The sequence below is a fragment of the Heyndrickxia sp. NPDC080065 genome (genome assembly GCF_050281185.1).
Taxonomy (GTDB): domain Bacteria; phylum Bacillota; class Bacilli; order Bacillales; family Bacillaceae_C; genus Heyndrickxia.
This window is the reverse complement of the sequence record NZ_JBNNWS010000001.1, coordinates 14585-28660: the sequence shown is the minus strand read 5'-3', so window position 1 is coordinate 28660 and position 14076 is coordinate 14585. Positions and strand designations below refer to the sequence as shown.

13 protein-coding genes are annotated in these 14076 nt (G+C 34.4%); 12 read left to right on the top strand and 1 reads right to left on the bottom strand.

Annotated features, from left to right (window positions below; translation table 11 throughout):
• Positions 1–30 precede the first annotated feature (30 nt).
• The 10 genes from ACQKP0_RS00135 to ACQKP0_RS00090 all read left to right on the top strand — a co-directional run bounded on the left by ACQKP0_RS00135 (position 31) and on the right by ACQKP0_RS00090 (position 11445).
• Positions 31–279 (top strand): hypothetical protein, encoded by a 249-nt coding sequence (locus ACQKP0_RS00135; protein ID WP_427403783.1) that lies wholly within the window; start codon positions 31–33, stop codon positions 277–279.
• A gap of 465 nt (positions 280–744) precedes the next feature.
• Complete coding sequence (locus tag ACQKP0_RS00130; RefSeq protein ID WP_427403782.1) at positions 745–1836, top strand: ABC transporter ATP-binding protein; 1092 nt, start codon at positions 745–747, stop codon at positions 1834–1836.
• 14 nt (positions 1837–1850) lie between these two features.
• Positions 1851–2741, top strand: coding sequence for a carbohydrate ABC transporter permease (locus tag ACQKP0_RS00125; RefSeq protein ID WP_427403781.1), 891 nt, complete (start codon positions 1851–1853; stop codon positions 2739–2741).
• A gap of 215 nt (positions 2742–2956) precedes the next feature.
• On the top strand, positions 2957–3781 hold the full coding sequence (locus tag ACQKP0_RS00120; protein ID WP_427403780.1) for a carbohydrate ABC transporter permease: 825 nt from the start codon (positions 2957–2959) through the stop codon (positions 3779–3781).
• A 137-nt stretch (positions 3782–3918) separates the two neighbouring features.
• Positions 3919–5247 carry an ABC transporter substrate-binding protein gene (locus tag ACQKP0_RS00115; protein WP_427403779.1) on the top strand — a complete coding sequence of 443 codons (1329 nt, stop codon included), beginning with the start codon at positions 3919–3921 and terminating at the stop codon, positions 5245–5247.
• A gap of 282 nt (positions 5248–5529) precedes the next feature.
• Entirely contained in the window at positions 5530–6948 is a 1419-nt protein-coding gene (locus tag ACQKP0_RS00110; RefSeq protein ID WP_427403778.1) for an MBL fold metallo-hydrolase, read from the top strand.
• Positions 6949–7330: 382 nt separating this feature from the next.
• Entirely contained in the window at positions 7331–8173 is an 843-nt protein-coding gene (locus tag ACQKP0_RS00105; RefSeq protein WP_427403777.1) for a DegV family protein, read from the top strand.
• 192 nt (positions 8174–8365) lie between these two features.
• Positions 8366–9655 (top strand): S41 family peptidase, encoded by a 1290-nt coding sequence (locus ACQKP0_RS00100; RefSeq protein ID WP_427403776.1) that lies wholly within the window; start codon positions 8366–8368, stop codon positions 9653–9655.
• A gap of 265 nt (positions 9656–9920) precedes the next feature.
• Positions 9921–10760 carry a YitT family protein gene (locus ACQKP0_RS00095; protein ID WP_427403775.1) on the top strand — a complete coding sequence of 280 codons (840 nt, stop codon included), beginning with the start codon at positions 9921–9923 and terminating at the stop codon, positions 10758–10760.
• A 199-nt stretch (positions 10761–10959) separates the two neighbouring features.
• On the top strand, positions 10960–11445 hold the full coding sequence (locus ACQKP0_RS00090; RefSeq protein WP_427403774.1) for an NUDIX hydrolase: 486 nt from the start codon (positions 10960–10962) through the stop codon (positions 11443–11445).
• 521 nt (positions 11446–11966) lie between these two features.
• On the opposite strand, the gene ACQKP0_RS00085 is transcribed toward ACQKP0_RS00090, so the two are convergent.
• Positions 11967–12413 carry a GNAT family N-acetyltransferase gene (locus tag ACQKP0_RS00085; RefSeq protein WP_427403773.1) on the bottom strand — a complete coding sequence of 149 codons (447 nt, stop codon included), beginning with the start codon at positions 12411–12413 and terminating at the stop codon, positions 11967–11969.
• A 526-nt stretch (positions 12414–12939) separates the two neighbouring features.
• Here ACQKP0_RS00085 and ACQKP0_RS00080 point away from each other — a divergent pair.
• Positions 12940–13677: a hypothetical protein gene (locus ACQKP0_RS00080; RefSeq protein ID WP_427403772.1), complete on the top strand. Its 738-nt coding sequence runs from the start codon at positions 12940–12942 to the stop codon at positions 13675–13677.
• 12 nt (positions 13678–13689) lie between these two features.
• Positions 13690–14076 (top strand): GntR family transcriptional regulator, encoded by a 387-nt coding sequence (locus ACQKP0_RS00075; protein WP_427403771.1) that lies wholly within the window; start codon positions 13690–13692, stop codon positions 14074–14076.

Here is a 14076-nt window from a genome sequence, read left to right as displayed (position 1 = left end):
ATATATTCAATAGAAAAGGGAGGGAACATCATGAGAGGAGCTTCCATAAATATAAACATATTTATGCTTAAAATTAATTCCTTTGAAAATGCATCTGCAGTAAATGTAGGTCAAAACCTATTAGCAGATTGGAATAACTCAGATAAAAAAACACAAGGGTTTGGGCAAAGTTCTGGAGATGAAGGAACATTCATAAGACCATATAGCTTTGTAGACGATAGAGATCATGTGGATTCACCAGCTTCTTTTAGTCAAGTTCCTATTCCAAGAATGGAATAATAAAAGTGAGAACAATCCTCTCTTGAATGATCCATAATTTAGTAACAGTAAAACAAAAGACATGCCAATTTGCCAATTGAAAAGACGCCTTAATTATGAATAGGGCGTCTTTTTTTATGTGAAAAAACAAGAATAGAAAAGTCTTAAAAGGAATTCGGTGAAAATATACCATATATTAGGAGAAATATTCGGGATTAGAAGTACAATTCCGAACAATGATGGGGAAATATGAAAAAATGTTAACATTTTATAGAGTTAGTATTGCAATTCGAACTATTTTTATAGATAATAATAAAGTAAAGGATGAAAAAATGTCCGTAACATTATATTATACCGTATCAATGGGATAGAAAACTATCTAAAAGCTTTGAAAATGGGCAATTTTTTACGAAATCTTAACACAACTTTAATATTGATGATGTATTATGAAAAAGGTGTAATGTTAGAATGTAGGGGGTTTCTTAATTGAGAGTACTTTTGAAGGATATCACAATGAATTTTGGAGATACCACTGCCGTGGATCGTCTCAATGTAACCATTGAAGAAGGAAGTCTTGTTTGTTTGTTAGGTCCTAGTGGCTGCGGAAAAAGTACCACTTTATATATGCTAGCAGGTCTATACAAGCCGACATCAGGAGAATTATATTTTGGTGATCAACTAGTTAATAACATTGAGCCAGAAAAACGGTGCATTGGTATGGTTTTTCAAAACTATGCGTTGTATCCACATATGTCAGTATTGAAAAATATTATGTTTCCTTTAAAGATGGAAAAGGTTCCAAAGAATGAGGCAGAAGAAAGAGCCATTGAAATGGCAAAATTAGTACATATTGATCATTTGTTAGATCGGAAACCAGGACAATTATCTGGTGGTCAGCAACAACGTGTTGCTATTGCCCGTGCGTTAGTAAAAAAACCAAAATTACTTTTACTTGATGAACCTTTATCTAATTTAGATGCTAGATTGCGCTTAGAAATGCGTGAAGAGATTAAGAGAATCCAGCAAACAGTAGGGATTACAACCATTTTTGTTACTCATGATCAAGAAGAGGCTTTGAGTATTTCGGACAACATCTTACTCATGAAAGATGGAAAATACCAACAATTTAGTCCGCCTCAAGAAATTTATGAAAATCCAAAAAATGAGTTTGTTGCGCAATTTTTAGGGAACCCTCCGATTAATATTATCCCTGTTTCTTTTAATCAAAGTACAAAAATGATTAAGGTAACAAGTACTGGTGATATTCTTACTCTGGATAAGCCATTGAATCAAGAGGTATCTTTAAACGAATCTGTCTCTTTTGGTGTAAGACCAGAGGATTTATATATTGAAACCGATGAAAAGAAAGAAGGTATTCACGGAAAGACAATTATGGTAGAAAGAATTGGCCGTGATAATTTATTGAATGTTCAAGTTGGGGACATGAAGGTAAGAGCGATAGTTTCTCCGGATTTAAAAATAGTAACAGGGGATGTCATTAAATTGGGAATTCGTAATGGACAAGCCCACCTATTTAAAACAAGTAACGGTGAAAATTTATTAAATAGGAAATTGTAAGGGGGGGAGAAATCTTGAATGATAAGCCTACCATGAAAAAGACCTTAAAAGCATTCTTGTATTTATTACCTGCATTAATCATCATCGGAGTTTTTAATCTTTATCCAATCATTAAATCATTTTTAATGAGCTTTTATACCGATTACGACTACTTTAATGATTTGGTTTATGCAAGAGGCCTAGCAAATTATACATATATTTTTCATGATCCAGAATTCTGGCGCTCGTTGAAAAATACATTGATTTTTGTTATTGGTGTCGTTCCATTAACAATTATTATTTCATTAGGAATAGCTATTTTACTTAATCAAAATATTAAGTTGAGAGGGTTGTTTCGTACTGTCTATTTTATTCCCTTCGTGACATCTGTTGTAGCGGTTTCCATCGTTTGGCGTTGGATTTTCCATTCTGATTATGGTCTACTTAATTATTTTTTAGGATTGATAGGTATTTCGCCAATCAAATGGTTAACAGATCCGAACTGGGCTATGCCGTCACTTATTATTCTTGCAATTTGGAAGGGATTAGGATACAACATTATCATTTTCTTGGCAGGACTTCAAAATATTAATAAGCAATATTACTTAGCAGCAAAAATAGATGGTGCTAATGCATGGGAAAGGTTTAAAAATATCACATTCCCACTGTTATCATCTACAACCTTTTTCATTTCAATCGTTTCTATTATTAATTCATTTAAAGTGTTCGATGAGGTTTTTGCCTTGTTTGGCGGGAATGCAGGACCAGCTAATAGTGCTCAAACGATTGTTTACTATATCTTTAAAAAGTTTTATTCTGACTGGGATTTTGGAGTTGCTTCTGCGGCTGCATATATTTTATTTCTTGTCATTTTTATCTTCACCCTCATTCAGCTTTACATTGGGAAACGTAAGGTGAATTACTAAGGCTCTTTTCTAATAGTTGTTGCTTTTGAGTCGAAAATCTTAATTATATCGCATAAAAAATTGAAAAAGCGTCATTTTTCAAAGAAAAGATGCCCGGACTTCAGAAAATATTAGGATTTTGCACCTTGTACGAAATTGCAACAAGGAAAAATCAGTAGTAGGATTTTTCCGTTCTTTGCGAAAACAGCCATGAATAGAAGGAGGACTATACCAGGATGCCAAAAGAAGCACTTTCTAAAAGCTTTGTATATTTACTGTTAATAATCGGTGGAATATTGATGCTTCTTCCATTTGTTTGGATGATCAGTACATCTCTTAAAGCATCGAATGAAGTAATGATGATGCCTCCGAAATGGATTCCGTCCACTTTCCATTGGGATAATTTTGTGAAAGCGTGGGAGGCAGCACCTTTTGGACGCTATACATTAAATAGTGTCATTGTACTAGTTCTAAGCACAATTGGTGAGTTGATTACAACAATTTTAGCAGCATACGCTTTCAGTAGAATTCAATTTTACGGAAAAGAAATTATCTTTGCTATTTTACTCGGTACGATGATGGTGCCAGGTGAGGTGCTATTAATACCTAACTTTGTTACATTAGTAAATCTGGGCTGGATTGATCATTATGAAGCATTGATTGTTCCGTGGCTCGCAAGTATTTTTTCTATTTTCTTATTACGGCAATTCTTTTTGGGGATTCCAAAGGAACTTTCATATGCTGCTAAAATAGATGGATGTAGTGACTTTCGATTTTTGTGGTCGATTATGGTCCCATTGGCAAAACCAGCACTAATTACAATTGCATTATTAAAAGCAATTGGCAGTTGGAACGCATTTTTATGGCCATTAATCGCAACTAATTCTAAAGAAATGAGAACTTTACCTGTAGGACTAACATCATTTAGTACTGAGACAGGGACGGTTTATGAATTGTTAATGGCTGCTTCAACAATGATTATTTTACCAATGATTATTTTATATTTGATCCTGCAAAAGTATATTATTGAAGGTGTTGCAAAAGCAGGAATTAAAGGTTAAGAATTTGGATGGAAATAAGTCCTATTAGAACCTGTTCAAATGTCAAACTAGTTTATTTATTCTTTTGTCGACTGTAAAGAACATATCTTTTGGGATTTATTTTACATAAAAAAATATCAACATTTGGAGGCACAATGATGAAAAAGTTTTTATTGCTATGTCTTGTCAGTGTTTTCGCATTCAGTTTAGTTGCATGCTCAAACACAACTAAAAAAGACGAGTCAAAAGGTAGTTCTAACGAAGCTAAAATTCCTGAAAAACTAACAAAACCAGTTACAATTGAGTTTTGGCATGCGATGTCTGGCAATCTTGAAGACACATTAAAAGCAATGACAGATGATTTTAATAAATCGCAAAAGAATATTACTGTAAAACTTGTAAACCAAGGTGCTTATAATGATTTATCCCAAAAACTAATGGCCGCTGCAAAGGCACATAATTCACCTGTAATGGCTCAAGCATATGAAGATTGGATGACACAATACATTCAAAATCATTTAATTACAGATTTAACACCTTATATCAAAGATAAAAATCATGGCTGGTCAGACGAAGAGCTAAATGATATTGTTTCTGTTTTCCGTGATGCAAATACATGGGACGGAAAATACTATGGTGTTCCATTTAACAAAAGTACAGAAATCCTATACTACAACACTGATATGTTCAAAGAAAATAATGTAAAGGTTCCTACTACTTGGGATGAGTTTCAAGATGCAGCTAAAAAGTTAACCAAAAAAGATGGCAATAAAAAAGTTGTTGGAATCGGATTTGAAAACTCAATTGGACTTTCTTTCCCTACTTATGTTCGTCAAGCTGGGGGACAAACAATTAATGAAAAAGAAAATAAAGTGACTATTAATACTCCAGAAGCTAAAGATGCACTTAATTTCTTAAATGGTATGGTATCCGATGGGACTGCTCGCCTAGCTGGTGAAGATGGTTATATGTCTGGTCCATTTGGTCGCGGTGATGTGGCTATGTACGTTGGTTCATCTGCAGGACTTTCCTTTGTTGCAAAAGAAGCAGAAGGAAAAATCCACTGGTCTGCGGCTCCACTTCCAAAAGGAAAAGAAGCAGCTACTGCCTTTCAAGGTACGAACCTAGCAATCTTCTCTTCCGCAACTGATGACGAGAAGCTTGCTGCATGGGAATATATGAAATTTTTAACAAGCAAAGAGCAAACTGCTCGTTGGGCTAAAGCAACTGGATATGTTCCAGTTCGTACATCTGCATTAGATACCCCTGAATGGAAAGAATTCGTTGGGAAGACTCCGGAATATGGTGTGGCTGTTCAACAATTTGATGCTGGTTATTATGATCCACATATTCAAGGAAAATCTGGTGTTAACGATGCGTTATTTTCAGAAATTCAAGCTGTTTTACTTGGTCAAAAATCAGTTGATCAAGGATTACAGGATGCTGAAAAATCTGCACAAGATGCAGTGGATAAGGCAAGTAAATAATCAATTATAAAGAAGGAAAAGGGGGACCTGTCAAAAGGCTCCCTTCTTTATACTAGGCTCTTTTCGTAACCTTTGTTGTTTTTAATATAAGTAAAAATCGGTAAAGATTTTACGTAGTAAATATCTATTAGGATTTTTACGATTCTAATTTATCTTCCAGTTTGAATGAAAGACTTATTGTATAGGGAAAAGAGCACGTCTCCAAAATTATTCTAAACTGAAAATCTTTTCCGAAAAGCAACAATCTCTGCGAAAATAGCCTTATACTATGGAGATGATAGGATGATTAATATGGTAGCAACACTAGAAAATACACGTATCCGTTTTTGGGGTGGCTTACGTACCATTGGTGGAACAATCGTAACGGTTGATTATAAAGATTCACGTGTAATATTTGACTTTGGTTTAATCTTTAATCCTGGGGCAAATGTTTTTGATGAATACATAAAAACGAGAAACAGTCGTATTGTCCATGATTATGTCAAGCTAGGATTGGTTCCTTCTATTGATGGAATTTATCAAGAAGAAGATATTAAAGATATTGAAGGGCTTATCCCTGCAGGAAAAGATTCTCGTCAAACTGGGGTTATTATTTCCCACCTTCATTTGGACCATATGGGGGGAATGGGGATGCTATCACCAGAAATCCCTGTCTATATGACAAAGGATTCGATTGATTTATATCATGCACTAGAAGTGATTGGAGAAGGTGTTCCTGGTCACAAACTTGATTTCAATGCTTGTCATTATGGTGAAACCTTTCAAATTGGAGAAATTCGTATCACACCAATCTGTATTGATCACGATGTGCTCGGAGCATGTGCTTTCCACATTCAAACACCTGATGGAGCACTTCTTTATACAGGTGATTTTCGTCTTCATGGGAAAAATCCTGAAAGAATCGAAGCGGCAATTAATAAGGCTAAAGAGCTTGAATTTGATGTTTTAATCATGGAAGGAACAACTCTTCGCAGTATCGAAGAAAACAAAGACCCTTTAATAGCAGATAGCACACTTCCCGAAAATCTTGTGACGGAAACAGGGATTGTACAGGAAATGGCAACTATTTTAAATAGTACATCAGGATTAGGTCTTTTTAACATTTATCATCGGAATATTGATCGTCTTGAAGGTATAGTAAAAGTCGGTAGTGAAAGTCATCGCACCGTTGTGTTCGAACCGGAAACAGCGTTTTTGGTGGATCAATTTTTGGATGAAGCCGATTTCTCCATTTATTTATCAGCTAAAACGAAAGCAGAACAAGCAAATGGGACTTTGCCTTCATGGAAGAAAGAGTTGTTAGCACGCTTCAAAACCGTTGATTCAGCAGTCATTAATGAGAAACCAGCTTCCTTTTTCCTGCAAAATTCGTATGAAAATTCATTGGAGCTATTAGATTTAAATATCAAAAATGGAGCATATCTCCATTCTAACGGAATGCCACTCGGAGATTATGATCCAGCATACCACAATTTGATGAAGTTTCTAAAACTTATAGATTTAGAACGTTATTATGTAGGTACTGGTGGACATGCAATCCCATCACATTTGAAATATGTATTAGAAACATTGAATCCGAAAACGTTAATTCCACTTCATAGCTTTAGTCCAGAACGACTAGTCCCAGACCACGGACGTCAGCTAATGCCTGAATATGGAGTGACTTATGTATTGAAGGAGAATAACATTCAGAAAGCTTAATGGTTGTCTCTCTAAGGCTCTTTTCTGAAACATTGTTGCTTTCTGCAACAAAGTAAAAATCGGCAGAGATTTTACGCAGTAAATATCTAGTAGGATTTTTACGGTTATTTACTACTTTCATAATGGGTATGGGATGATGAAAAGAGCACGAAGCCTATTTATTTAAAGATTAGAGCTATTTACGAAAAGCAACAATCTATACGAAAACAGCCTCCTCTAAAGATAATAGAGTAAATTTATGTGGGTGTCAGAAATCAATTGTGGACAAATGTCCATATTTGCTTCCTGACACCCTATTTAGTTTACAGTTATGTTTAGTATATAATAGGACTTAGTGTAACTCGTTAAGACTACAAATAAGCTTTCTAAAAGGGGTTAATTAATGCGGAAAATTAAAGTGGTGACCGATTCAACGGCTGATATGTCTTATGAATCGATTGAAAAGTATGGAATTGAAGTGGTTCCTTTATCCTTGTTTATTGATGGGGAAACATATTTGGATCGTATAGATATAACTCCCACTGAATTTATTCAAAAAATGAGTGAATCTACTGAGCTGCCAAAAAGCTCTCAGCCTCCAGTTGGTGTATTTTTAGAGCTATATGATCGTTTAGGAAACGAAGGGTACGACGTTTTGTCTATTCATATGACAGGTGGAATGAGTGGGACTGTTCAATCTGCTGAAAACGCTGCAGCACTTTCAAAAACAAATGTGAAAGTGGTAGATTCAAGATTTATTTCGAAAGCGTTGTCATTCCAAGTGATTGAAGCAGCTATTATGGCAAAAATGGGGAAAAGCTTAGAAGAAATTTTAAGTAGGCTGGAGACCATTCGAACACAAACAAGGCTTTTTGTAGTAGTTGAAAAGCTTGATAACCTTGCCAAAGGTGGGCGAATTGGCAAAGGAAAAGCTTTGCTCGGCTCTTTATTAAACATTAAACCAATTGCTTCATTGGAAGGCGGAGTGTATAATCCAGTAGCTAAAGCGAGAAGTCATACGCAGGTTGTGAAGTATTTAGTTAAAAGTTTAGTTGAAGATGCAATGGGGAAAACGATAAAAAGTATTGGAATTGCCCATGCAGAAGCTTCTGAACTTGTTTCCAAATTAAAAAGTGCAATAATAAGTGCAACTGGTTATGAAAATATCGAAATTGAAGTAACCACTCCAATTATTAGTACACATACCGGGGCGGGAGCTATCGGTTTTATGTATTATACAGAGTGATTTAAAAGAGTCAGACACCATGATCATGGGTGTCTGGCTCTTTTTTTGCTTTAAACTCGGGTCAACGGGATCTGTGATCACAGTAGGAACCAGATATATCTAACTAGATGACTTTTATAAAGGTATTTTGAAATAAACAACGAATTGTCTAAATGACGGGTTTTTTACTTATTTTGTATAGGGGGAGAATGTATGTATTACGAAATTTTTCAAGAGGTCGTATCAATCACTCACCATGACTATTCAGGCTGTTTGGATAAAAAAGGGTGGGATAATCCTGAACAATATTTGAAAGAAATACGTATTTTAGAAGAAAAAAAGGAATTAACCCCAACAAAGTTTGTAGAGATTGTTCAAGATTATTTATTAGATTATAAGGATCACCATATGTATTTCAAGCTATCGTCAAATAGTGATGAAAAGCGGTATGATATTGGATTTAAGGTTAGGAGATTTGATAGCAGTTTATTTATTACTGAAGTTGGGAAGGAAACAAGAGTCAAGAAAGGGCAAGCAATTGTATCACTTGATAATATACCAATCCTAGACTTGGTAAATAAGCATAAAAGAACATTATTAGAAAATACTGCGGAAAGAGAACGTTGGTCTCCTATTCTAGAACAATATAATTTTTGTGAATTAGTTGACGAGAATGGGCATAAAAGCATTCTAGAATTAAAAAAATTTGAGAAGGATCCATATATACCAAAATACACGATTGAAAAGCTAGAAGAAAAAATATTATTAATGACCTTAACTGATTTCTCAAATCCGGATGCGATAGTACAGTTATTGAACGAGTATAAAGAAGAACTGGATAGCTGTATACAATTAATTATCGATGTTAGGGTTAATTATGGCGGCAGTGATTCCTCATATTTCAGTTTGCTTCCATATATATTTGAAGATCGATTAGTGAACTTAAATCTTGAAGATGGAGAACACATGCTAATTAATTGTACAGAACGAACGTATGAATTGGAGACTAAATATTTCAAAGATGCTTTATCAGAAATAGAGGATGAGGAAACAAGGAAAATTTACAGTATTTTTATGCGAGAATGGGAGAAGAATAGAGGAAAAGGGTTTGTACAATTTGACTTCTCTGATATAGAAGAAAATACAGTAATACAAGGAAGAACGAATCCGAAAGATATCATCGTTTTAACAGACACAACATGCGGGAGCTCGGGGGATTCCTTTGTGGAAATATGCAAACGATCTTCAAAAGTAACCGTGATTGGTAGACCAACAGCAGGTTTAAATGATTACGCAAATCTTGCCATTATGAAATGGAACGACCTATTTGAACTCTGGTACCCTACCTCTAGACTTTCAAGAATAGATAAGGGCGAAGGAATGACAGGTGTTGGAATAAAACCAAATATTTATATCCCATGGACACCAAAGCATATTTTTGAAGATATCGATTTACAAGAAGGAATAAAATTACTTGATCAAAAAAATAGAAGCTATATTTAATGAAGGGAAGACTTTTACAGGGTGTTAAGCTATAATACCCTGTCCTATTATTTTACTTAGTTAACCGGCTATCTAATCAACTTTCTTCACCATAAACATTATCGTTAAATTGACATACCCATCTAACAAAATTAAAATAAAGTAGGTATATATATTTTTTTCCATAGCCAAAATTGGGCTATTTTTTTATGCTTAGTTTAATACCGATTATAAAAGAGAAAGGACTTGAAATGATTTGAAGGAACACCACAACAAGAAACGCGTGATGAAAGAGTATTTTCTAGTTATAATTGGTGCTATACTTGTAGGATTGTCCTATAATATGTTTCTATTACCGTCTAAGCTTGCAGCGGGTGGTATATCAGGAGTAAGTACAATTTTACATGAATTGTATGGATTTCCCCCAGCTTATATGCAATTTTTAATTAATATTCCTTTATTCATCATCGGATGGATAACAATGGGGAAAGATTTTAGCGGAAAAACGTTAGTCGGTACTTTTTGTGTACCATTTGTCATATGGTTGAGTGCCAATATTCCATATACCGTGACAAATCCTTTTTTAGGGTCTTTATATGGCGGGATTGTTCTAGGTGTTGGTCTTGGGATCGTGTATAAGGGGAATGGTTCTACCGGTGGTACTGCAGCGATTGCGCAAATTGTCAAAAAGTTCACTGGCCTATCAAGCGGGTACTGTCAATTGATTGTAGACGGATTTGTTGTTATTGCGTCATTGATTGTCTTTAATTTAGAACTAACACTTTTCGCCCTAATGTGTATTTATGTTACAAGTAAAGTAATTGATATTGTCCAACTTAGAACTTCAGCAACCAAACTGATATTGATCATTACAGAAGAAGAAGAAAAAGTACAAGAAATGATTCGTGATGGAATTGACCGCGGCTTAACAAAAATTCGAACAGTTGGCGGCTACTCTAACCAGAATAAAACAATGATTCTTTGTGTAACTGAGCAATCTGAAGCCGTTGAATTAAAGAAAATGTTACAACAAGAAATACCAACTGCATTTGTCGTTTTTATTAATGCTTCTGAAATACTCGGTAGAGGATTTTCACTTGATAAATATTATGGACAGAGGTTATAGGGGAAAGCTTGTCTCAATATAAAGATACAATTTATATTTGGGACAGGCTTTTTTTTCTGATTTTTTAGCGTATTACCGATATAATTGAGAAATGGTCGATATAATAGTAAATATGACCGATAAAATAAAAATGTGGTCGATATATTAGAAGAAATGACCGATATATTCTTAATTGTTTCAAAGGGGGAGTACCAATTCTATGTACAAATATACCATTTGCTTTATACAAAGAGGAGATAAAATCTTAATGCTTAATCGAGAGAATCCAGTATGGATGGGGATTTGGAATGGGGTTGGCGGGAAGATAGAGAAAGGCGAGACTCCTTTAGAGGGGGTTTTACGTGAGGTAAAAGAAGAAACAGGAATTGAACTAGACCATGCTGAATACAAAGGGACGGTTACCTGGTCTGTTGATGATAGCTATATCGGAGGCATGTATGCTTTTGTAGCTCAACTACCGGAAACGTATGATTATTATACGCCAATAAAAACAGATGAGGGAATCTTAGACTGGAAAGACATATCATGGGTTCTCCATCCAGAAAATTTAGGCATGGCCAATTTGAAGTATTTCTTAAAAACGATGCTTAGCGATTCGCATACATATGATCACAGGTTTAAATATAGAAATGGTGAAGTGATAGATTTTAAGTCTGAAATTTTAGATACAACTATCTTTTTGTAAGGTTGTTTTCGTAAATTTTGTTGCTTTTTTTTGATATTTTATTAACAATCTGAGTTGATTGTAGCGGAGGGCATTTGACTCCTGCGGGAAAAAAGAGGGAAGTGGGAGACCCCGCAGGCGGTAACGCCGAGGAGGCTCCCATCCCTCCCCGCGGAAAGCAAGTGTCTGGAGCGGAAATCAACGGACTAAGTTTATAGTCTAAAAACAACAATTTATACGAAAAGAGCCTTTTGTAATAGTAATATTTAAAGGAGCGAATTCCGGTAAGATTCGCTCCTTTATTATTTTTTAATGCTGGGTCAATTTTTTTAGGGTAATTCGCTGTACCGATAAGGAAGAGGCATTCTTTTGATAATTAGTTCAGTTAATGTGAAGAAACCCTAAAATAACAAGCTAAATAACATTTGAATTCACATGTTAAATCTCACAATAAATAACACGCAAAAAAGCTCAGTGTAATAAACTCTGAGCTTGTCTTATTCAGGGAGACTTCTTCAAATAAAGCACCTGTCACTACAATATTATAAAATTGTATACTTAAATATGAGTTCTCCATTTGGGTCTCTTTCATTAATGAACTCAAATCCTATACTTTTATATAAACTATAAGCTAATCTATTTTCCTCAATGATACTTAAATAAATAACGTTTACCCCATATTCTTTCGAAACTATATCAATAAGTTTCATCATTGCCACTTTTCCTAAGCCTTTGCCTTGATATTTTTCATCTATCATAATTCTATCAATCCAAGTATCTTTATTAGTCCCAAAAGAACCGTACATAGCAAATCCAATAATTTCCTCATCGTAATATATAGCTACTGGATGCCATTCATGGTAAGTATTAGCTTCTTTTAAACATTCTTCTACAGTTTCAATAAATTTTTCTTGTCCAGGTTTTAATTTTATATTTCTAACTATGCATTCATTGGTATTATCAATATCTCTAAAATACAAATTACTCATGTTATTATCTATACCCCCTATATTGATAACATTCCCCTCCTACAATAAACGTTTATATAAAATGATTATACATTTCTTGTACGAAACTGCCCTTTTAACTGTACAAGAGTAAATTTGCTCTCTTTATATTAACATAAATTACCTATTCCTTATGTTTAATATTAATATCTCAAATAATACCCCTTCATCGCACCAAAAATAACCATGTGACAATAGTTATTGTCATCCTGTTAATCGGTATGTTGTTTCACTTGCTAATTCGATAATGAAAGCAGGGATATCCTTTGCATACCAACAAAAAAAATTGAGTATAGACCTTTGCGATTTCATACTGATTTACATTGCAAATATTATTGTTTCTCCACGTTATCTGAACTACTTATTCTTTTGAAGAGGCCTTTTTATTTTTAAACTTTAAAAAAGGTTAGAAATTTTAAATTATGCTTGCCAAGATATAGGAGATCGACATATAATGTGTATATAAACATATACACACATTAACAGTTGATTTAAGGAGGTAACGATTATGAAACAAAGTTGGATTGATGCTTGGTGGTTAACGAAATTCGAAATTAAAAAGATAAAATTTAGCTTATTGCTTAGTGTGCTCGTTGTCGTTGTTTATTCATTTGCTTACAGTACTTTATTTCCTAACTTTAAAATCACGGATCAGATGTTTTCGAAAGTTTTTTTTGATCTACTCTTTGTTGCAGGAGTAACGACGATACCATATTTAGGTCGAACGAAAGATTACGGGCTAAAGAGACTTTATGGGGATTTTTGGGGAACTTCGTATTTTAACTTTTTATTTCAAACTCCTATTTCAAAAAAGGCATTAGTGAAAAGTCGTTTTTTAACTTATGGGTTGCAAAGTCTAGTCTTAAACATCATCTTGCTTGTGTTATTTTATATTTTGTCACAGCCCTTTCAAGAAAGCTTAACACTTGGGAATTTCATTCTCTTTACAATCGTTTGGCTAACATTAGGATTACAAGCTAGTGCAATGCTTGCAGCATCTGAAGTAGGTAGTGAAATGTCGATGAGTAAAATTATTTTTTATTCCATTCTTGTTTATACTATTATTCTTGGGGCAGCATTCTGGTATTACAAGGCCACTGGATTAGGTATCGTAGAAGGAACCATTAACTTAATCGTAAGTTATCCTGTTTTTACATTAGTAGGATCCATTTTATTGTTAATCATCGGTTATTTTTTATGGGGCCGTTACTCTTTTAAAATAATTACTAAAAATAACTATTTATAAGGAGGGGATGCTATGTCACTTCCCATCCATATTTCTCAAGAGAGTAGAGAACCGATTTATCATCAGATTGAAACACAGATTAAAGCGTTGATTTCCAGCGGAAGTTTACCAGCAGGAACACCGCTTCCATCCATCCGTGCTTTAGCGAAAGATTTGGAATGCAGTGTTATTACGACAAGAAGAGCCTACCACGACCTTGAACAAGAGCATTTTATTAAAACCATTCAAGGAAGGGGAACATTTGTGGCAGAAGTAGAGATTAATCTGAAGGAAAAAATTAAAGAAAAAACCGTTTATGAAGCGATCAATAAGGCCATAGATATTGGTTTACAGCATGACTATCAATTGAATGATCTAGAACGCATTTTTACAGACGCTGTGAATGAAAGGAGGAAATAA

Coding starts and splice junctions, on each gene's coding strand:
- ACQKP0_RS00120 (WP_427403780.1), top strand. CDS start 2,957: ATGCCAAAAGAAGCACTTTCTAAAAGCTTTGTATATTTACTGTTAATA.
- ACQKP0_RS00075 (WP_427403771.1), top strand. CDS start 13,690: ATGTCACTTCCCATCCATATTTCTCAAGAGAGTAGAGAACCGATTTAT.
- ACQKP0_RS00100 (WP_427403776.1), top strand. CDS start 8,366: ATGTATTACGAAATTTTTCAAGAGGTCGTATCAATCACTCACCATGAC.
- ACQKP0_RS00115 (WP_427403779.1), top strand. CDS start 3,919: ATGAAAAAGTTTTTATTGCTATGTCTTGTCAGTGTTTTCGCATTCAGT.
- ACQKP0_RS00085 (WP_427403773.1), bottom strand. CDS start 12,413: ATGAGTAATTTGTATTTTAGAGATATTGATAATACCAATGAATGCATA.
- ACQKP0_RS00135 (WP_427403783.1), top strand. CDS start 31: ATGAGAGGAGCTTCCATAAATATAAACATATTTATGCTTAAAATTAAT.
- ACQKP0_RS00080 (WP_427403772.1), top strand. CDS start 12,940: ATGAAACAAAGTTGGATTGATGCTTGGTGGTTAACGAAATTCGAAATT.
- ACQKP0_RS00090 (WP_427403774.1), top strand. CDS start 10,960: ATGTACAAATATACCATTTGCTTTATACAAAGAGGAGATAAAATCTTA.
- ACQKP0_RS00105 (WP_427403777.1), top strand. CDS start 7,331: ATGCGGAAAATTAAAGTGGTGACCGATTCAACGGCTGATATGTCTTAT.
- ACQKP0_RS00095 (WP_427403775.1), top strand. CDS start 9,921: ATGAAAGAGTATTTTCTAGTTATAATTGGTGCTATACTTGTAGGATTG.
- ACQKP0_RS00110 (WP_427403778.1), top strand. CDS start 5,530: ATGATTAATATGGTAGCAACACTAGAAAATACACGTATCCGTTTTTGG.